The sequence below is a fragment of the Streptomyces sp. NPDC058620 genome (genome assembly GCF_042717135.1).
Taxonomy (GTDB): domain Bacteria; phylum Actinomycetota; class Actinomycetes; order Streptomycetales; family Streptomycetaceae; genus Streptomyces.
In genome coordinates this window covers 21231-40129 of the sequence record NZ_JBHXQO010000056.1, presented here as the reverse complement: position 1 = coordinate 40129, position 18899 = coordinate 21231, and the positions used below count along the sequence as shown (strand labels likewise).

Genomic DNA, 18899 nt, shown 5'->3' with positions numbered 1-18899 from the left:
CCCTCAAAACCGGCCGCCGGCGCCCCGAGTAAAAACGCCCCGGCGCCCCTCGGGGCGCACCCCGGGGGCCCACCGGCCTTTTTCGGATACCCGGGGCTCAGAGCTACAGCTTGAAGCCGTAGTCCATGAGCTTCTTCGCGTCCGCGGTCCTGTTCGCCTCGGACGAGGAGGTGAGGACCGTGCCGATGACCGTCTTGCCGTTACGGGTCGCGGCGAAGACGAGGCAGTACTTGGCGGTCGGACCGGAGCCGGTCTTCACACCGATCGCACCGCTGTACGTGCTGAGCATCTTGTTGGTGTTGCTCCACGCCATGTAGCGGTAACCGCCGCTCTTCGTGGTCACCTTCTGCTTCGTCGACTTCGTCTTGACGATCGCGCGGAAGGTGGAGCTCTTCATCGCGCTGCTTGCGATCTTCGTCAGGTCGCGCGGGGTGGAGTAGTTGTTCCCACTCCCTATGCCGTCGAACGAGTCGAACTTCGTGTTCTGAAGGCCGAGGCTCTTCGCGGTGGTGTTCATCTTGCCGATGAACGACTTCACGCGGGCCGCGCGCGTGGTGCCGGTGCCGAACTTGTCGGCGAGGGCGTACGCGGCGTCGCAGCCGGACGGCAGCATGAGCCCGTAGAGGAGCTGGCGGACGGTGACCTTGTCCCCGACGATCAGCCGGGCCGACGAGGCGCCCTTGGAGACGATGTAGTCGCTGTACGCCTTCTGGATCGTCACCTTGGAATCCAGGTTCAGATTCTTCTGCGACAGCACCACCTTGGCAGTCATGATCTTGGTGGTGGAGCCGGTGGAGCGGCGCGTGTCCGCAGCCTTGGTGAAGAGGGTCTTGCCGGTGCCGTCGTTCATCACGAAGCCGCCCTTGGCGACGATCGTGGGCTTCGGCGGTGCGGCTGCCTGAGCCTGCGTGGCGAAGGCGCTGCCCGCGAGGACGGCGCCGGCGGTGAGGGCCACGGTGGCAGTGGCGGTTGCGCGGTATCTGCGCTTCATGCCGATATTCAACTGAACGCTCCAAATGCCCCTGATATGCGGCTACATAAGGGTGCCGCTCGGTGGTGAGACTCACGACGCGGGGGAATGGATGTACCGCAACGGGGGTGAATTCAAGGGAATTTCCGGAGTGCCGCCGAAGAGGTTCCGGGATTTCATATCGTGGACGGATCATCACATGCGTCCATGTTGTATCTATGCTGTGCGCATGCCTGCCGCGCCCTCTGCCCAAGCCACGCCTCCGGTCAAGACCTCGCTCAAGCAGCCGCCCGCTGCCGACCGCGTCTACACCCACATCAAGGACGCCGTCCTCGACCGCCGTTACCAGGGCGGGACGCTCCTCACCGAAGGCGATCTGGCGGAGGCGGTCGGGGTATCCCGTACGCCCGTGCGCGAGGCTCTGCTGAGGCTGGAGGTCGAAGGGCTGATCAAGCTCTACCCGAAGAAGGGCGCCCTCGTGCTCGCCGTCTCCGCGCAGGAGATCGCGGACGTCGTGGAGACCCGGCTGCTGGTCGAGGAGTTCGCGGCCCGCAAGGCGGTCCCCGCCTCGGCGCAGCTGATCCGCCGGCTGGAGGACCTGCTGGAGGAACAGCGGCAGAAGTCCGAGGCCGGTGACCTCGCCGCCGTGGCCGTCAGCGACCGCTGCTTCCACGCCGAGATCGTGCGGAACGCGGGCAACGAGATCCTGTCGCGCCTCTACGACCAGCTGCGCGACCGGCAGCTGCGGATGGGCGTCGCGGTGCTGGAGGCCCACCCGGGCCGGATCGCCGCCAACATCACCGAGCACGGTGAGCTGCTGGACGCCATCAGGGCCGGTGACGCGGACGGTGCCGCGCAGGTCGTGCGGCGCCACGTCAGCCGGGTGAAGGTGCTGGTCCGGGGTGATGACCGGTGAGTTCCGGGGCCGCCCCCACCCTTTCCCTCCCCGGTGATCCGCCCGGCGGCCGGCGTGCCGCCCGGATCTGGGGCATCGGCGTCGCCGTCTACTTCGTCGCCATCATCTTCCGTACGAGCCTGGGAGTCGCCGGACTCGACGCGGCGGACCGCTTCGACGTCAACGCCTCGGCGCTGTCCACGTTCTCCATCCTTCAGCTGCTCGTCTACGCGGGCATGCAGATACCCGTCGGTCTGATGGTCGACCGGCTCGGTACGAAGAAGGTCCTCACCATCGGGGCCGTGCTGTTCACGCTCGGACAGCTCGGCTTCGCGCTCTCCCCCTCGTACGGCATGGCGCTGGCCGCGCGCGCGCTGCTCGGCTGCGGCGACGCGATGACGTTCATCAGCGTGCTGCGGCTCGGCAGCCGGTGGTTCCCGGCCCGGCGCGGGCCGATGATCGGGCAGGTCGCCGCGCTGTTCGGGATGGCGGGCAACCTCGTCTCCACCCTGTTCATCGCCCGCGCGCTGCACGGCTTCGGCTGGACGACGACCTTCGTCGGCAGCGCGGCGGCGGGTGTGGTGGTGCTGGTGTTGCTGCTGCTGTTCCTCAAGGACCACCCGGAGGGGCACGAGCCGCCGCCCGCCGAGCACGCGGGCGCCGCCTACGTACGGAAGCAGATCGCCGCCGCCTGGCGGGAGCCGGGCACCCGCCTCGGGATGTGGGTGCACTTCACCACGCAGTTCCCCGCCATGGTCTTCCTGCTGCTGTGGGGCATGCCGTTCCTGGTCGAGGCGCAGGGGCTGAGCCGGGGCACGGCCGGTGAGCTGCTCACGCTGGTGGTGCTCTCCAACATGGCGGTGGGGCTCGTCTACGGGCAGGTCATCGCCCGGCACCACGCGGCGCGCGCCCCGCTGGCGCTCGGGACGGTCGCGCTGACGTCCCTGCTGTGGGCCGCGACGATCTTCCATCCGGCCGACCACGCGCCGATGTGGCTGCTCGTCACCCTGTGCCTGGTGCTCGGGGCCTGTGGTCCCGCGTCGATGATCGGTTTCGACTTCGCGCGGCCCGCCAACCCGCCGGAGCGGCAGGGCACCGCGTCCGGGATCGTCAACATGGGCGGCTTCGTCGCCTCGATGACCACCCTGTTCGCGGTCGGTGTGCTGCTGGACGCGACCGGCGACAGCTACCGGATCGCGTTCGCCTCCGTCTTCGTCCTGGAGGCGCTCGGCATCACCCAGATCCTGCGGCTGCGGGGCAGGGCGGCGCTCAGGGAACGTGATCACCACGTGGTCAGCAGGGTCGAGGCCGTGCACGTGCCCGCGTAACGCTTCGGCACGACCGGCCGCCGGCGCGCCCGTCTCGTAACTCAAGGACGGGCGTCGCCGACCGGTGGAACTACGGGGTCACGGCGAAGTGGCGCAGGATCGCGGCGCCGAGATCCTGGTTGCCCTCGACCTTGACCCGGTCCGCGACGGCGGTCGCCCTGACCCTGCCGCAGGCGAGGCGGTAGTACGTCTCCCAGTCCATCGCCAGCGTCACGGCGGGGCCCAGGGACGGTGCCCCGTCGATCGAACCGCGGCCGTCGGCGTCCACGCGGACCGTGCGCAGGAACTCGACGGGCCCGTGCACATCGAGCACGACCGCCGAATTGGCGGGCGCGCCCGCGTCCTTGGCGACGACCTTCGGCAGTGCGGCGAGCAGGGTGTCCCGGGCGACGAGGGCGCCGGGGGAGTCCAGGTTGCCCGGCCGGCCCAGCGTCGCACGCAGGTCCTGCTCGTGCACCCAGACGTCGAAGGCCCGCATGTGCAGCGCCAGTTCCAGCGTCTGCTCCGTCCCGAGGGGCGCCCGGACCATGGTCTCGGGGGCACGCGACTCGTTGCGCAGCTGGCGGGCGCGGCGGATGACGGTGTACTCCAGCTCGGAGGTCATCTCCGGTGCGGTGTGGTGACGCCGCACGTCGACCTGCATCTCCATGTACCGGGTGAAGTCGTTCTGCACGTGGTAGAGATCGCGCGGCAGCGTGTGGATCGGGCGGGGGTCGCCGAGCTGTTCGCACTCCATGCCGATGATGTGCGACACGATGTCGCGCACCGACCAGCCGGGGCACGGCGTACGGCGATTCCACTCCCCTTCGACGAGTGGCTTCACCAGCTCGGCTATCGACTCGATGGAGTGGGTCCAGGCGTCGGCGTAGGTCTGGAGGCTGGGATGGACGGTCACGGGACCCCTCGTGCGGTTCTGCGGTGCATGGGCTGGAGAGCAGGGAGTACCGGCGTGCTGGCCGGAACTGACGGCGCTGTCTGCGGGCTGCTGTCTGCGTATGAGGTTCGTTGGCTAAGTTACGCTGCGAGCAGGCACCCCGGCAGTGCTTTCGTGTGACGATCGTAGGCCCGTGTTGACGGCTCGAATGCCAGGACGGTGGTAGTGTGCGCGCCTCCCTCATCCAGATCGCAGTAGAACCGGACGAATCCGTCAATGCCCGCAGAGAGCGCGCGGCTTCACTGGTCGTCTCCCAACGGGGCGCGGACCTGGTGGTTCTCCCCGAACTCTGGCCGGTGGGAGCCTTCGCCTACACCGCTTTCGCGGACGAGGCGGAGTCTTTCGAGGGACCCACGCACCAGTTGATGGCGAAGGCGGCTGCGGAGGCCGGGGTCTGGCTGCACGCCGGCTCCTTCGTCGAGCGGGCGTCGGACGGCGCCCTCTACAACACCTCGCTGGTCTTCTCGCCCGAGGGTGAGCGGGTGGCCTCGTACCGCAAGATCCATCTCTTCGGTTTCGACAAGGGCGAGGCGGTGATGATGGGTGCGGGCGAGGAGCTGGTCACGGTCGCCCTGCCGCAGACCACCCTGGGCCTCGCCACCTGTTACGACCTGCGCTTCCCGGAACTGTTCCGCGGGCTCGTCGACGCGGGCGCCGACACCCTGGTCGTCGCGGCCGGCTGGCCGGAGCGCCGCCGCGCCCACTGGACGCTGCTGGCGCAGGCCCGCGCCGTCGAGAACCAGGCGTACGTCCTGGCCGTCGGCACCGCGGGTACCCACGCCGACGTCCCGCAGGCCGGGCACAGCATCGTCGTCGACCCCTGGGGCGAGGTGCTGGCCGAGGCGGGTGCGGGCGAGGAGATCCTGACCGTGGAGTTCGACCCGGCACGGACCGCCGTCACGCGGGAGCAGTTCCCGGCTCTGAAGGACCGTCGTCTCGGCCTCGCCCCGCCGCGCTGACACGAGGGCGCCGCCCCGCCGGTTTCACGTGAAACCGGCGGAGGCGCCCGGGCTCACCCCTCCTTGTCCGCGAGCACGATGACGCACATCGACACGGCGATGAGCAGCGCCGCGTCGGCGTCCTCGCGGACGACATCGATTCCGTACGTGTCGCGGACGGTGAGCCAACGCCGCGAGATCTGGGCGAGCAGTTCCCCGTCGTAGTCGATGGCGAACTCCCGGTCCAGGATCCGCCCGCTGACGTCGAGTTCGGTGCCGTCGACGAGGGTCACGCGGTAGTGGTCGCGGAGCAGTGACAGCCGCTTCCGCCTGACCTGGGCGAGCTCCTCGCCGTCGCGTCCGATGACCATCGTGTCGCGCAGGCTGATCAGTTTCTGGCGCAGCTCGATGAGGACCCGGCCCTGCGCGTCCTTCAGCTCGAAGGTGTCCCGCATCCGCATGGCCTTGCCGTCGACCAGGAAGACCTTGCGTCCCTCGGTGTCCTCGATCCAGTAGTCGTCACCGACGGCGAACAGTCGCTCACGTACGAGAAGTCTCATGGCTCACAGGGTCCCCGAGCCCCCACCGGAATGCGCGCAGGCCACGGTGATGTTGACTGTCGGTATGGCTACACGTGCGCGCGTCCGGGCCCCCGAGCTGATCGGCAAGGGTGGCTGGCTCAATACAGGCGACAAGCAGTACACCCTCGCTGACCTGCGAGGGCGCATTGTGATCTTGGACTTCTGGACGTTCTGCTGTGTGAACTGTCTGCATGTCCTCGATGAGCTGCGCGAGCTGGAGGAGAAGCACCGCGACACGGTGGTGATCATCGGCGTGCACTCGCCGAAGTTCGTGCACGAGGCCGAGCACCAGGCCGTCGTCGACGCCGTCGAGCGGTACGAGGTGCACCACCCCGTCCTGGACGATCCCGAGCTCGCCACCTGGAAGCAGTACGCCGTACGGGCCTGGCCGACGCTCGTCGTCATCGACCCCGAGGGGTACGTCGTCGCCCAGCACGCCGGTGAGGGGCACGCGCACGCCATCGAGAAGCTGGTCGAGGAGCTGGAGGCCGAGCACGGGGAGAAGGGCACGCTGCGGCGGGGCGACGGTCCCTATGTCGCTCCGGAACCGGTGGCCACGTATCTGCGCTTCCCCGGCAAGGCGCTGGCACTCCCCGACGGCGGCTTCCTCGTCTCGGACACCACCCGGCACCGTCTGGTCGAACTGGACGGGGACGGCGAGACCGTCCGCCGGTACTTCGGCCACGGCGAGCGCGGGCTGGTGGACGGCGGTCCCGACGAGGCCAGGTTCAGCGAGCCGCAGGGTCTCGCGGTGCTGCCCGACGGGCGCGTGGCCGTCGCGGACACGGTCAACCACGCGATCCGGGCCCTCGACCTGGGCACGGGCCTGACGACCACGCTCGCCGGGACCGGCCGCCAGTGGTGGCAGGGTGCGCCGAACCACGGCCCGGCCCGGGACGTCGACCTCTCCTCGCCGTGGGACATCGCCTGGTTCGGTGACCGCCTGTGGATCGCGATGGCGGGCGTGCACCAGCTGTGGTCGTTCGACCCCGAAACCCTGACCGTGCGGGTCGAGGCGGGCACGACGAACGAGGGGCTGGTCGACGGCCCCGCCGCCGAGGCGTGGTTCGCGCAGCCGTCCGGTCTCGCCGCGTCCGTCGGCGGGGAGCGGCTGTGGGTCGCGGACTCGGAGACCTCCGCCGTGCGGTACGTCGAGCGGGACGGCTCCGTCCACACCGCCGTCGGCACCGGCCTCTTCGACTTCGGCCACCGCGACGGCGCCGCGGAGCAGGCGCTCTTCCAGCACCCGCTGGGCGTGACCGCGCTGCCGGACGGGTCCGTCGCCGTCTGCGACACGTACAACCACTCCCTGCGGCGGTACGACCCCGAGAGCGGCGAGGTCACCACGCTGGCCACGGACGTACGCGAGCCGAGCGACGCGGTGCTGGTCGACGGCGACCTGGTCGTCGTGGAGTCGGCCCGGCACCGGCTGACCCGGCTGCGGCTGCCGGACGAGGCCGTACGCGTCGCGGGTGAGGCCCACCGGACCCAGCGGGCGGCCACCGAGGTGGCGCCGGGAGCGCTCCGGCTCGATGTGGTCTTCCAGGCGCCCGCCGGGCAGAAGCTGGACACCCGGTACGGTCCCTCGACCCGGCTGCTGGTCTCCTCGACCCCGCCCGAGCTGCTGGCGGAGGGCGCGGGCCCAGGCACCGACCTGTTCCGCGACCTGGTCCTGGCGGACGGGGTCACCGAAGGCGTGCTGCACGTCTCGGCGATGGCGGCGTCCTGCGACGACGACCCGGAGAACGAGTACCCGGCCTGCCATGTCCACCAGCAGGACTGGGGCGTCCCTCTCCGCGTGACCCCGGACGGCACGTCCCGGCTGCCGCTGGTGCTCGCGGGCATGGACGCCTGACACTCTCCCGGTGGCCGACGCGGGCCGGTAGCCGTGACGGCGTGAGTGCGGGGACCGGGTGACCGTGTGACGGCGGTGCGCCCGGGCCCGCGGGCCGTTCAGGGGGCCGATGCTCAGAAGTCGTCGGCGCCGTTGCGGAGTTCAGGGGCCCAGCAGCCGGCGACGGCGAGCGCGGCCGTGGTCGCGGCGGCGATCAGGGGGAGCGGTGACGGGACGTGCGCCGCCCGGCGGTGACGTTTCGCTGTCGTGCCGCCAGCGTCCCGCCGACAGCCCGGGCCCCTACGGTCCGCGTGCGTCACCCGTCGTCGGAGAGCCTGCGGACCGCCTGTTCGTACCGCCTGCCGTGGTCCGGATCCGCCGTGACCTGCCACAGCGCGCCGAGGGCCCGAACCGCGCCCTCGCTGAATCCGGTGTCCTCCGCCTCCAGGGCGGCCCGCTCCAGCAGCCGTATGCCGTCGCTCTTCGCGCCCAGCGCGAGGTGGGCCTCGCCGCACACGGTCGTGAGCAGCACCCGGCGGGCCGCCTCCTCGTGCTCGGGGCCCAGATCAAGGGCGGCACGGGCGGCGTCGAGGGCCTCCTGCGGGCGGTTCGCGGCGAGCTGCATCCGGGCGAGGTGTTGCAGGGCGAGCATCTCGGTGTGGGCGTCCCGCTCCTCGCGGCCCAGCTCGATGGCGCGCGCGCAGCCCTCCAGGGCCAGTTCCAGATCGCCCTGTTCGGCCTGCACGATGGCCAGGTTGATCAGCGCGGTCGCCTCGCCGAGCCGGTCGTCGGCCTGCCTGGCGAGACCCGGTGAGCGCTCCAGCAGTGCGACGGCCTCGGCGGTCCTGCCCTCCTCGGTCAGGACCCAGCCCAGCAGCGTGGTCACCCGCGACTCGGCGTACGGGTCTTTGAGCGCGCGTGCGGCGGCGAGGGCGGTCTCCAGCATCGGGGTCCAGTTGTCCCGTACCCGCCACACCACCTGGGGCCACTGGAGCAGGATGATCCGCCAGGACCGGTCGTCGAGTCCGGCGGTACGCGCGGCGGCGGCGGCCAGGGTCAGGTCCTCGCGTTCGCGGGCCAGCCAGTTCATCGCCTCCGCTCGGCCGGCGAAGTCCCGTACGGCGGTGGGGCGGTGGAAGCCGTCCGGGAGGACGAAGCAGGATTCGCCGCCGGGTTCGGCCGTGTCGGCGGCGGCGAGCGCGGTCGCGATGTAGTGGTCGAGTACGCCGATGAGGGCCTCGCGCCCCGAGGCCGGGTCCAGGCCGCGGGCGTACAGGCGCACGAGGTCGTGCAGGACCCAGCGGCCGGGCGCCGTCTCGGTGACGAGGTGGGCGGCCGCGAGTCGTTCCAGCGCGCTCGCCGCGGTGACCGGGTCGCTGCCGGCGAGCGCGGCGGCCGTGTACGGGTCGAAGTGGCCGCCGGGGTGGTGGCCCAGGCGGGCGAACTGGTGGACGGCCTCGGGCGGCAGCTGCTGCACGGTCAGGCGCAGCGCGGCCGAGACTCCGGTGTCCTCGCCTTCGAGGTAGGCCAGCCGGTTGTGTTCGTCGGCCAGCTCCGCGGCCGTACCGGCCAGGGTGCGCTGGGGGCGGCCCGCCAGACGCGCCGCCGTGACCCGCAGGGCGAGCGGCAGTCCGCCGCAGAGCTCGGCGAGACGGCGGGCGGCCACCGGTTCGGCGAGCACCCGCTCCTCGCCGAGTACGCCGGCCAGCAGGGCCACGCCGTCCTGCGGGCCCAGAACGTCGAGCGGGACGGGGCGGGCCGCGTCCGAGGCGATGATGCCTTCCAGCCGGTGGCGGCTGGTGACCACGGTGACGCAGTCGGTGCCGCCCGGCAGCAGCGGCCTGAGCTGGGCGGAGTCGCGGGCGTTGTCGAGTACGACGAGCAGGCTGCGCCGGGCGGTCATGGAGCGGAAGAGCGCGGCGGCGGCCGGCACGGACTCGGGGACGCGGCGCGGTGCGACACCGAGTGCGAGAAGGAACTCGCGCAGGATCTCCAGTGGTTCGGGCTCACCGGTGTCGCTGAATCCGCGCAGATCGGCGAAGAGGCGTCCGTCCGGGAACGCCGCGGCGTTGCGGTGCGCCCACTGGACGGCGAGCGCGGTCTTGCCGATCCCCGTCGGGCCGGTGACCAGGCAGATGGGGGCCTCGCCCGCCGCGGCCCGGGAGAGCGAGGCCAGTTCCGGCAGCCGCCCGTGGAAGCCCCGGGGTGCGCGGGGCAGCAGGTCGGTGGTGTGGAGGTCGCCTCCGGGGTGCGGCGGGGCGAGGGCCCGCGCCGGGGTGAGGGGGGCCGGCACGTCGACGCCGATCGGCGTGGGGCGGAGCTGCGCGGTCTTCGGGATGTCGTCGGGGTGCCGGTCGGCCTCGGGCTCGCCGCGCAGGATCAGCGCGTACGCGTCGGCGAGCTCCCGTCCGGGGTCGACGCCCAGCTCGTCGGCGAGCAGGCGCCGGGTGCGGTGGAACCAGTCCAGGGCCTCCGACTGCCGCCCGGACCGGTACAGCGCCGTCATCAGCGCCGCCGCCAGCGATTCCCGCATCGGGTGCGCCACGGCCTCCGCCCGCAGCACCGCGGCGGCCCGGTTGTGTTCGCCCAGGCGGGCGTAGGCGCCGGCCAGCTGCTCGACCGTGGCCAGCCGTGACTCCTCCAGGGAGTGCGCCGCCGCCTGGAGCGGCGGACCGGCGAACACTCCCGTGAGCGGGGGCCCCTGCCACAGCGCGAGGGCTTCCTTGAGCATCAGCACCGTGTCGGTGGCGCTGCGCTGTTCGCGCGCCAGCATGAGGAGTTCCTCGAACCGCTGCGAGTCGAGCAGCGATTCGGGGACCCGCAGCAGATAGGCGTCACCGAGCGTGGTCAGTTCGACCTCGTACGCCTCGGCGTCCGCTCCCATCAGCAGGGCGCGCAGCCGGGACACGTGTCCCTGGATGACGGTACGGGCGTGCAGCGGAGGTTCATCGTCCCACAGTGCGTCCGTCAACTGGGAGATGGAAACAGGGGTGTTGGCGCGCAGCAGCAGGGCGGCGAGCAGGCTTCGGCGTTTGGCGGGCCCGAGCGGTAGGGGGCCCGAGAGTGTGTCGATGGAGACGGTGCCGAGCAGCCGGAACTCCACGAGTGCCTCTCAGTGGGGGGAGGGACGCACCCGGGTCGGGGCACGCGTACGCCCAAGAATATCGGGGCGCCGGTGCTTCCGGTTGCCAGGTCGTCCCAGGTGGGACCGGCAGTCCCACGCACCCTCACGGGTAGCGGCGCTCGTCCTCCGGTATGACTGTGGTGGGCGGCACGACCATGCGGCGGCGGCGCGCGATGCTGGCGTAGGCGAAGACCCCGATGAGGCCGACGAGCATCATGATCCAGCCGACCAGGTCGACGTTGACGGTGTCCATTTTCCAGTCGGTTGCGAAGGCGAGAATTGCCCCTGCACCGATGAGGATGATGCACCCTCCGAGTCCCATGAGTTCTGCCTCCTCGATGGCCCGGAGGATCCGGGCCGGTCTGTCGATCGCGTACCCGGGAAGGCAACGACCATGCGCCGGAGGGCAGTCGGGCACGTGAGAGGGCACCCCGGCCTCCGAGGCCGGGGTGCCCGGTGATCACACTGCTGCGGTGCGCCCGGTGATCGGGCAGGCCCCGGATGCCGCTCCGCCGAAGGCGGCGGTGCGGGCGGTGGGGGCCGTTCCGCCGATCTGCCTGAGGATCTCGTCCGAGAGCAGGTCCTCCTCGCCCTTGAGAGCGTCAGCGACCTTGAGATCGGTGTTGAAGACCATCTCGGCCGCGACGTTGTCCTGGACGATGCGTGCCAGGTTGTCGAGAGCCACGAAGACCGGGTCCGAGGGTGTTTCCACCGTCGGCAGGTCGATCAGGTGGGTGTCCACCTTCATCTGGTTCATGGTGCGCCGGATGATGATGGATGCCTGGTTGAGCTCGGCCGTCGTCCAGATCGACAGCACCGTCACGTAGAGGTCGTTCCACGCCGTCTCGCCGATCAGCGTGCGCCACCGCTTCATCAGTGATTCGAGGCCGTTGATCTGCGCGGTGGCGGCGAAGGTCATGTTGACGCGGATGGCCGGGTAGACGGTGGCGGCGAACCGGTTGAACGACACCATGTCGAACGACTGGGCCTTGACGGAGGCGTCGATGAACGACATCGCCTCCCGCAGGATCGTGTCGCAGGAAGCCTCCAGATCGGTCGGGAGGTTGGCCGTGCCCAGCTTGGTGTACGCCGTGTTCAGTGTCGCCCGGTAGGCGTTCAGCGGGGTGATCCAGCCCTTGTCGCCCGGGGCCTTGAAGACGATCATGTCCAGGTCGTGCGGGTCGATGCGCTCCGCGTTGGCGATGTTGGGGACCTGGCCGCTGAGGTAGGGGGCGATCACCGAGTAGACGCCCAGGGGTATGTGAGCGATGGACTTGGCCAGTTCGAAGTACTCCGGGACGGGGTCGACCGTCTCGATCTGCCTGCCCCCGTTGATCAGGGTGAAGCGCCCGCCGACGGCGTTGTTCTGGACGACGATGACCGGGCTGAGCTGCTTGATCAGTTCCGACTTCAGGGACGCGTAGTTCGTGCGCATCGCCGTGTTGACGTTGCGTATCGCGTCCCTGGCCGATTTTTCGTCGGTCGCGGTGATTCCCGCGACGGGTGCGGCCGTTGCGCTGGTGGCCGCCTGCGTACCTGTGAGTAACGTGGCCGCCCCTACGGCCGATGCGGTACCCAAGAATCCTCTACGTGTTGCCATGCCCCGTCTTTCCGTGGTGAGTTGCGTGCTTCCTTTGCGGTGTGGGGGGAAGTTCAGGGGTGGGGGGATTCAGGGGGGAGAGAAGCCGAGGGGTGGGGACCAGCCGGGTGGTGGCGGGTTCCTAGGTGAGCGACTTCTGCGACGGCACGACGACTCCGTAGAGGTCCTGGACCGTGGCGAGGGCGGAGTCGTGGACCTGCTTCGCGGGGATGCCGTCCGGGTTGCCGTTCAGCGGCAGCGGCCGGGTCGCGGACGCATCGGCGACCACCGTCGGCTTGTTGCCGTTGAGGAACGCGCCCTGGGTGGTGAACAGGGTGCACATGTTGGTCATGAACCCGGCGATGATGACGTTCTCGTTGCCGGCCTTCTTGACCTTCTCGGCGAGATCGGTGTCGTGGAAGCCGTTGGGGACGCTCTTCTCGACGACGGGTTCACCCTTGACCGGCTTGAGTGCCGGGATGATCCGACCGGCCTCCGACGTGAGGTCGTAGCCCTTGTCGACGATGTGGATGACGGGGGTGCCCGCCTCGCGGGCCCGCTTCAGCAGGGCCTCGGCGTTGTTCACCGCCGGCTTCCACCCGTCGAGCTCCATCACGCCCTCGGTGTAGGTGTTCTGGTAGTCGACGAGGATGAGCGTCGCATCGGAGAGCGTGGCCGGAGTCTCGTCGAACTTGTTGAGCTCCCGCAGCGTGGTCGTGTCCTTCGCGACGTTCTTCCCGGCGGCGGGGGCTGACGGCTTGTCCTCGCGCGAGGCGGCCTCGGAGCTCGTGCCGCACGCGGTGGCGGTGGCGGCGAGGGCGGTGACGGCACTCAGGGCGACGACGGTACGCAGCAGCTTCATCAGGCGATCTCCTTCTGTGACGGAACGACGACCCCGTACAGGTCGGCGATGGTGGCGAGCGCGCTGTAGTGCACCTGGCAGGCGTCCAGTTCGGTGCCCGCGACCGGCAGGGACCGGGTGGCGCTGGCATCGGCCACGACGGTGGGCCGGTTGCCGCGCAGGAAGGCGCCCTGAGCGGTGAACGCCACGCACATGTGCGTCATGAACCCGGCGATGACGAGGTCGTTCCTGCCGGCGGCGTCGACGTGCTCGCCCAGGTCGGTTCCGAAGAAGGCGTCCGGGGCCCGCTTGACGACGACGGGCTCTCCGGCGGCCGGGGCCACGCTCGGATGGATCCTGCCGATCTCGGCGCGGATGTCGTACGGGGTGCCTTCGCCCCCGTCGTTGATGACGTGGATGACCTTCGTGCCCTCCTGGCGGGCCCGTGCCAGGAGCGCGGCGGCGGCGTCGAGCGCGGCCTGCCAGCCGTCCAGCTCCATCACGCCGGTCGTGTAGGTGTTCTGGTAGTCGATGAGGATCAGGGTCGAATCGGCGAGCTTCGCAGGCGTGTCGTCGAAGCCGTTGAGCTGGCGCAGCGTCGTTCGAGGCATGGCTGTGGCACCTGGGGGTTTCGTGTCGGGGAGGGCTTCCCGCCGGTGCGGCGGGCTGCACTCAAGACGCTATGGCCCACCCCCGTGTGTCGGCAATGTCGTCTAGCATGCAGAAACCGACATCGGATTTCGCCGACCCCGGGGGCCTCGTGAGCACCGTCGAACGACTGATCGTCATCGTCCTCTTCGGAGGCGTCGACCTGCTCGACGTCACCGGACCGCCCGAGGTGTTCTCCCTCGCGCGCCGCGAGACGGAGGAAGCGGCGGGTTACGACGTGGTCCTCGCCGCCGAGACCATGGACCCGGTGACCACCGCCGCCGGGGTCCGGATCCTCCCTGACCTCACCTTCGACGACCTGTCGACGAGGAGCATCGACACCCTCGTCGTGCCCGGCGCGGTGCAGGTCGACGGCCACGGCCGCGTGCACCCCCTCACCGACCCCGCGGTGGTGAGCCGGGTGGAACAGCTCGCCGGACGGGCGCGAAGGGTCACGTCCGTCTGCGTCGGAGCACACATCCTCGCCGCGGCCGGGCTCCTCGACGGCAAGCGCGCCACCACCCACTGGTCGACCGCGCAGCAGCTCGCCGCCGACCATCCGCTGGTCGAGGTCGACGCGGATCCGATCTTCATCCGCGAAGGGGACGTGTGGACCGGCGCGGGAATCAGCGCCTGCCTGGATCTGTCGCTCGCCCTCATCGCCGACGACCTCGGCGAGGCCATCGCGCTGCGGGTCGCCCGGCAGCTCGTGATGTACCTGAAGCGGCCGAGTGGGCAGAGCCAGTTCAGCGTTCCGCTGGAACAGGTCTCCACGACACGGCGCATCGAGGACCTGCGGCACTACATCATGCGCCACATCGACGAGCCGCTCACCGTCGCGGACCTCGCCGAGCACGGCCACATCGGCGACCGGCAGCTCACCCGGATCTTCAAGAACGAACTCGGCACGACCCCGCACGCCTACATCGAATCGGTCCGTGTCGAGAGGGCACGCAACCAGCTCGAATCCACCGACGCCACCCTCGAACGGGTGGCGACGACCTGCGGGTTCGGCACCACCGACACCCTGGTCAGGGCGTTCCGCCGCAGGCTCGACACGACACCCACCGAGTACCGGCGCCGGTTCCGGACCGGCCCGGCATGACGGAGGCCCACCTGCCGTCTCGCCGGCAGGGGGGCCTCCAGCCGAGTCAGCCCGCCAGGAACGCCGTGAGCGCGTTCGCCAGCAGGTACGGGTCGTCGGCGCCGCACAGTTCACGTGCGCTGTGCATCGACAGGATCGCGACGCCGACGTCGACGGTCTGGATGCCGTGACGGGCCGCCGTGATCGGTCCGATCGTCGTGCCGCACGGCATCGCGTTGTTGGAGACGAACGTCTGCCACGGCACGCCGGCCTTCTCGCACGCCGCCGCGAACACGGCCCGGCCGCTGCCGTCGGTCGCGTACCGCATGTTGACGTTGACCTTGAGGATCGGTCCGCCGTTGGCCACCGGGTGGTGCGTCGGGTCGTGGCGCTCCGCGTAGTTCGGGTGCACCGCGTGCCCGGTGTCGGAGGAGAGGCAGACGGTGCCGGCGAAGGCGCGGGCGCGGTCTTCGAGGCTGCCGCCGCGGGCGAACACGGAGCGTTCGAGGACGGTGCCGAGCAGCGGGCCGTCGGCTCCGGTGTCGGACTGCGAGCCGTTCTCCTCGTGGTCGAACGCGGCGAGCACCGGGATGTACGGGATCTCCTCGTCCGGCTGACCGGCGACGGCGGCGAGCGCGGCGGTCGCCGCGTGCACGGAGAGCAGGTTGTCCATCCGGGGGCCGGCCAGCAGCTCCCGGTCGCGGCCCAGATAGGACGGCGGCTCGATGGGGTGCGGCATCAGGTCCCAGCCGGTCACGTCCTCGGCGTCGACGCCCGCCTCCTCGGCGACGAAGCGGATCAGGTCGCCCTCCTCGACGTCGCCGAGTCCCCAGATGGGCTGCATGTGCTTCTGCCGGTCGAGCTTGAGACCGTCGGTGTTGGCCGACCGGTCCAGGTGGACGGCCAGCTGGGGTACGCGCAGGAGGGCCCGGTCGATGTTGACCAGCCGGTGCGTACCGTCGCGCAGCGAGATGCGGCCCGCGAGGCCCAGGTCCCGGTCGAGCCAGGTGTTCAGGAGCGTCCCGCCGTAGATCTCGACGGCGACCTGGCGCCAGCCGTACGCGCCGGTGTCGGGCAGCGGCTTGACCCGCAGGTTCGGTGAGTCGGTGTGCGCCCCGGCGATCCGGAACGGGGTGTGCGCCTCGGCGCCCTCCGGCACGTACCAGGCGATGATCGCCCCGCCCCGCAGCACGTACTTCCCGCCGGTGGAGGCGTCCCAGGCCGCGGTCTCCTCGACCTGCCGGAAACCGGCCTTCTCCAGCCGCGCCGCGGCGGAAGCCACCGCGTGGTAGGGGGAGGGGCTGGCCATCAGGAAGGCCATCAGATCGTCGGTGTGCCCGCGGTCGAAGCGGAGGGAAGAACTCATGTTCTTCACTGTAACGACGGTCGGCAGGGACGCTTCACGGTTGTCGCGCGGTGGCACATGCCGGTCGCGGGGAGCGTGGTGTTACGCCCGGTTCCTGCCCGGTTCCTGTCCGGTTACCGGCCTCGGCCCGGGCCCTGTCAGAGCTTCGATGACGGCTCGTCGCCGTTCTGCGCCTGCTGCGCACGCTCGGAGAACAGCGCCGCGAGGTCCTTGGTGAGGTCCTTGTCGGGTGCTTCCTCGCTGTGGGCGTCCGACCCCATCCAGAGCACCGCGGTGCCGACCCGTATCTGGCCGGTGACGCTGAGGCTCCTGCCGTACTGCGACCCCAGTCGCGCGTCGCGCTCTGCGCCGGCCTGCCCGATGTCGGCCTTCTTCGGGCCGGTGGTACGCGCGGTGCTCTTCCACAGGACGTCGTACGCGGCCTCGGCGGCCTTCTCGTCCTTGTACGCGATCATCCAGAACCGGGCCCCGGCCTTCTCCTTCTCGTTCACGAAGGAGACCGACCCCATGAACAGGGAGTCCTCGCACCCCTTGTTGCCCTTGTTCGCGCAGAGCCGGCCGCGCATGAGGTCGTCCATCGGCCCGGTGGACGGCTTCTCACGGCGCTCCCAGCCCGGCATCGAGCCCTCGTCCGGCAGCACGGAGGCGACCTGCGCCTCGTCCAGCGCAGCCGCCCTGTCCTCGGTGCCCCCGCCGCAGCCCGCGAGCAGCAGCAGAGCCGCCACCGTCACCGCCGCCCCTCGCGCCGTCCGGTGTACGGCAGTTGCCTGCGCGGTGCTCACGATCACATCTCCTTCTCGGGCCGGATGCCGATCATAGAGAAGGCCCGCCCCGGAGGGGCGGGCCTTCTTCACTCACGGTGAGAGGGGCGTGAAGAGACCTAGAACGCGGCCTCGTCCAGCTCCATCAGCGAGTTGTCGACCGTCTCGGCGAGCGCGCGCTCGGCGCCGACGCCCGGCAGGATGTTCGCGGCGAAGAACTTCGCGGCGGCGATCTTGCCCTGGTAGAAGGGGACGTCCTTCGCGGAGGCGCCTCGCAGCTTCTCGGCGGCCACGGCCGCGCCCTTGAGCAGCAGGTAGCCGACCACGACATCGCCGGACGCCATCAGCAGGCGGGTCGTGTTGAGGCCCACCTTGTAGATGTTCTTGACGTCCTCGCCGGTGGCGGTGAGGTCGGTGATCATCGTGCCGACGATCGCCTCCAGGTCCACGGCCGCCTTCGCGAGCGAGTCGACCGAGGCGCCGAGGTCCTCGTTGCCCTGGTTCTCGGCGAGGAACTTCTTGATCTCCTCGGAGAGCGTGTTCAGCGAGGCGCCCTGGTCGCGGACGATCTTCCGGAAGAAGAAGTCCTGACCCTGGATCGCCGTCGTGCCCTCGTACAGGGTGTCGATCTTGGCGTCGCGGATGTACTGCTCGACCGGGTACTCCTGGAGGTAACCGGAACCGCCGAAGGTCTGGAGCGACTGCGCGAGCTGCTCGTACGACTTCTCGGAGCCGTAGCCCTTCACGATCGGGAGCAGCAGGTCGTTGAGGCCGTGCAGCGCCTTGGCGTCCTCGCCCGCGGCCTCCTTCTCCTGGATCGCGTCCTGGACCGTGGCGGTGTAGAGCACGAGGGAGCGCATGCCCTCCGCGTACGCCTTCTGCGTCATGAGCGAGCGGCGCACGTCGGGGTGGTGCGTGATGGTGACCTTGGGCGCCGTCTTGTCCATGAACTGCGACAGGTCGGTGCCCTGGACGCGCTCTTTGGCGTACTCCAGCGCGTTCAGGTAACCCGTCGACAGGGTCGCGATGGCCTTCGTGCCGACCATCATGCGGGCGAACTCGATGATGCGGAACATCTGGCGGATGCCGTCGTGCTTGTCACCGACCAGCCAGCCCTTGGCGGGGTGCCGGTCGCCGAACGTCATCTCGCACGTGTTGGACGCCTTGAGGCCCATCTTGTGCTCGACGTTCGTCGCGTACACGCCGTTGCGCTCGCCCAGCTCGCCGGTGGTCCAGTCGAAGTGGAACTTCGGGACCATGTAGAGCGACAGGCCCTTGGTACCCGGTCCCGCGCCCTCGGGACGCGCCAGCACGTAGTGGAGGATGTTCTCGGACATGTCGTGCTCGCCCGAGGTGATGAAGCGCTTCACACCCTCGATGTGCCAGGAGCCGTCCTCCTGCTCGACGGCCTTCGTGCGGCCGGCGCCGACGTCCGAACCCGCGTCGGGCTCGGTCAGCACCATCGTCGAGCCCCACTGCTTCTCGACGGCGATCTCCGCGATCTTCTTCTGCGCCTCGTTGCCCTCGTCGAAGAGGATGCCGGCGAAGGCCGGGCCGGATGAGTACATCCAGACGGCCGGGTTCGCACCGAGCAGCAGCTCCGCGTAGCCCCAGATCAGGGAGCGCGGGGAGGTGGTGCCGCCGATCTCCTCGGGCAGGCCCAGACGCCAGTACTCGGAGTCCATGAACGCCTGGTACGACTTCTTGAAGGTTTCCGGGACCGGAGCGGTGTTGGTCTCGGGGTCGAAGACCGGCGGGTTGCGGTCGGCGTCCGCGAAGGAGTCGGCGAGCTCGTTCTCCGCGAGGCGGGTGATCTCGTCGAGGATGGTCTTCGCGGTGTCGACGTCCATCTCGGCGAATGCGCCGGTGCCGTACACCTTGTCGCGCCCGAGGACCTCGAAGAGGTTGAACTCGATGTCGCGGAGATTCGACTTGTAGTGCCCCATGGGAAGGCTCCGTAATCAATAGCAGTGGCGCGCAGCGCCCCGGGGAGGGGTGAGGGTCGGGCGACGAGCT

Annotated in this window: 16 protein-coding genes; 5 read left to right on the top strand and 11 right to left on the bottom strand. The window is 70.1% G+C overall.

Annotated features, from left to right (window positions below):
* Positions 1-103 precede the first annotated feature (103 nt).
* Positions 104-991: a D-alanyl-D-alanine carboxypeptidase family protein gene (locus ACFWSK_RS31580; protein ID WP_383793682.1), complete on the bottom strand. Its 888-nt coding sequence runs from the start codon at positions 989-991 to the stop codon at positions 104-106.
* Positions 992-1199: 208 nt separating this feature from the next.
* Here ACFWSK_RS31580 and ACFWSK_RS31575 point away from each other — a divergent pair, with 208 nt between their 5' ends.
* Entirely contained in the window at positions 1200-1886 is a 687-nt protein-coding gene (locus ACFWSK_RS31575) for a GntR family transcriptional regulator (RefSeq protein ID WP_383793679.1), read from the top strand.
* Positions 1883-3193 (top strand): nitrate/nitrite transporter, encoded by a 1311-nt coding sequence (locus tag ACFWSK_RS31570; protein WP_383793675.1) that lies wholly within the window; start codon positions 1883-1885, stop codon positions 3191-3193. The genes ACFWSK_RS31575 and ACFWSK_RS31570 overlap by 4 nt, the downstream gene beginning before the upstream one ends.
* A gap of 70 nt (positions 3194-3263) precedes the next feature.
* Here ACFWSK_RS31570 and ACFWSK_RS31565 read toward each other — a convergent pair whose 3' ends face one another.
* Entirely contained in the window at positions 3264-4088 is an 825-nt protein-coding gene (locus ACFWSK_RS31565; RefSeq protein ID WP_383793673.1) for a maleylpyruvate isomerase family mycothiol-dependent enzyme, read from the bottom strand.
* Between the two features lie 206 nt (positions 4089-4294).
* Here ACFWSK_RS31565 and ACFWSK_RS31560 point away from each other — a divergent pair, with 206 nt between their 5' ends.
* On the top strand, positions 4295-5086 hold the full coding sequence (locus ACFWSK_RS31560; protein ID WP_383793670.1) for a carbon-nitrogen family hydrolase: 792 nt from the start codon (positions 4295-4297) through the stop codon (positions 5084-5086).
* A gap of 53 nt (positions 5087-5139) precedes the next feature.
* On the opposite strand, the gene ACFWSK_RS31555 is transcribed toward ACFWSK_RS31560, so the two are convergent.
* On the bottom strand, positions 5140-5625 hold the full coding sequence (locus tag ACFWSK_RS31555) for an LURP-one-related/scramblase family protein (protein ID WP_383793666.1): 486 nt from the start codon (positions 5623-5625) through the stop codon (positions 5140-5142).
* Between the two features lie 64 nt (positions 5626-5689).
* On the opposite strand from ACFWSK_RS31555, the gene ACFWSK_RS31550 reads away from it, so the two are divergent.
* Positions 5690-7501, top strand: coding sequence for an NHL domain-containing thioredoxin family protein (locus ACFWSK_RS31550; protein WP_383793663.1), 1812 nt, complete (start codon positions 5690-5692; stop codon positions 7499-7501).
* A 295-nt stretch (positions 7502-7796) separates the two neighbouring features.
* Here the strand turns inward: ACFWSK_RS31550 and ACFWSK_RS31545 are convergent, their stop codons facing one another.
* The 5 genes from ACFWSK_RS31545 to ACFWSK_RS31525 form a co-directional block, all read right to left on the bottom strand.
* Positions 7797-10583, bottom strand: coding sequence for a BTAD domain-containing putative transcriptional regulator (locus ACFWSK_RS31545; RefSeq protein ID WP_383793660.1), 2787 nt, complete (start codon positions 10581-10583; stop codon positions 7797-7799).
* Positions 10584-10707: 124 nt separating this feature from the next.
* Complete coding sequence (locus ACFWSK_RS31540) at positions 10708-10926, bottom strand: DUF6458 family protein (RefSeq protein WP_383793657.1); 219 nt, start codon at positions 10924-10926, stop codon at positions 10708-10710.
* 138 nt (positions 10927-11064) lie between these two features.
* Positions 11065-12183 (bottom strand): hypothetical protein, encoded by a 1119-nt coding sequence (locus ACFWSK_RS31535; RefSeq protein ID WP_383793654.1) that lies wholly within the window; start codon positions 12181-12183, stop codon positions 11065-11067.
* A 142-nt stretch (positions 12184-12325) separates the two neighbouring features.
* Complete coding sequence (locus ACFWSK_RS31530; protein ID WP_383793651.1) at positions 12326-13045, bottom strand: cysteine hydrolase family protein; 720 nt, start codon at positions 13043-13045, stop codon at positions 12326-12328.
* A complete protein-coding gene (locus tag ACFWSK_RS31525; protein WP_383793648.1) occupies positions 13045-13635 on the bottom strand; it encodes a cysteine hydrolase family protein in 591 nt (196 codons plus the stop codon). Before ACFWSK_RS31525 ends, ACFWSK_RS31530 begins: the two co-directional genes overlap by 1 nt.
* A gap of 149 nt (positions 13636-13784) precedes the next feature.
* On the opposite strand from ACFWSK_RS31525, the gene ACFWSK_RS31520 reads away from it, so the two are divergent.
* Complete coding sequence (locus ACFWSK_RS31520) at positions 13785-14777, top strand: GlxA family transcriptional regulator (protein ID WP_383793687.1); 993 nt, start codon at positions 13785-13787, stop codon at positions 14775-14777.
* A 46-nt stretch (positions 14778-14823) separates the two neighbouring features.
* Here ACFWSK_RS31520 and ACFWSK_RS31515 read toward each other — a convergent pair whose 3' ends face one another.
* From ACFWSK_RS31515 to ACFWSK_RS31505, 3 genes are all read right to left on the bottom strand, one after another.
* Positions 14824-16122: a M18 family aminopeptidase gene (locus ACFWSK_RS31515; protein WP_383793645.1), complete on the bottom strand. Its 1299-nt coding sequence runs from the start codon at positions 16120-16122 to the stop codon at positions 14824-14826.
* A 137-nt stretch (positions 16123-16259) separates the two neighbouring features.
* Entirely contained in the window at positions 16260-16904 is a 645-nt protein-coding gene (locus tag ACFWSK_RS31510) for a hypothetical protein (protein ID WP_383793642.1), read from the bottom strand.
* 98 nt (positions 16905-17002) lie between these two features.
* Positions 17003-18829 (bottom strand): acyl-CoA dehydrogenase, encoded by a 1827-nt coding sequence (locus ACFWSK_RS31505; RefSeq protein ID WP_383793639.1) that lies wholly within the window; start codon positions 18827-18829, stop codon positions 17003-17005.
* Between the last annotated feature and the right edge of the window lie 70 nt (positions 18830-18899).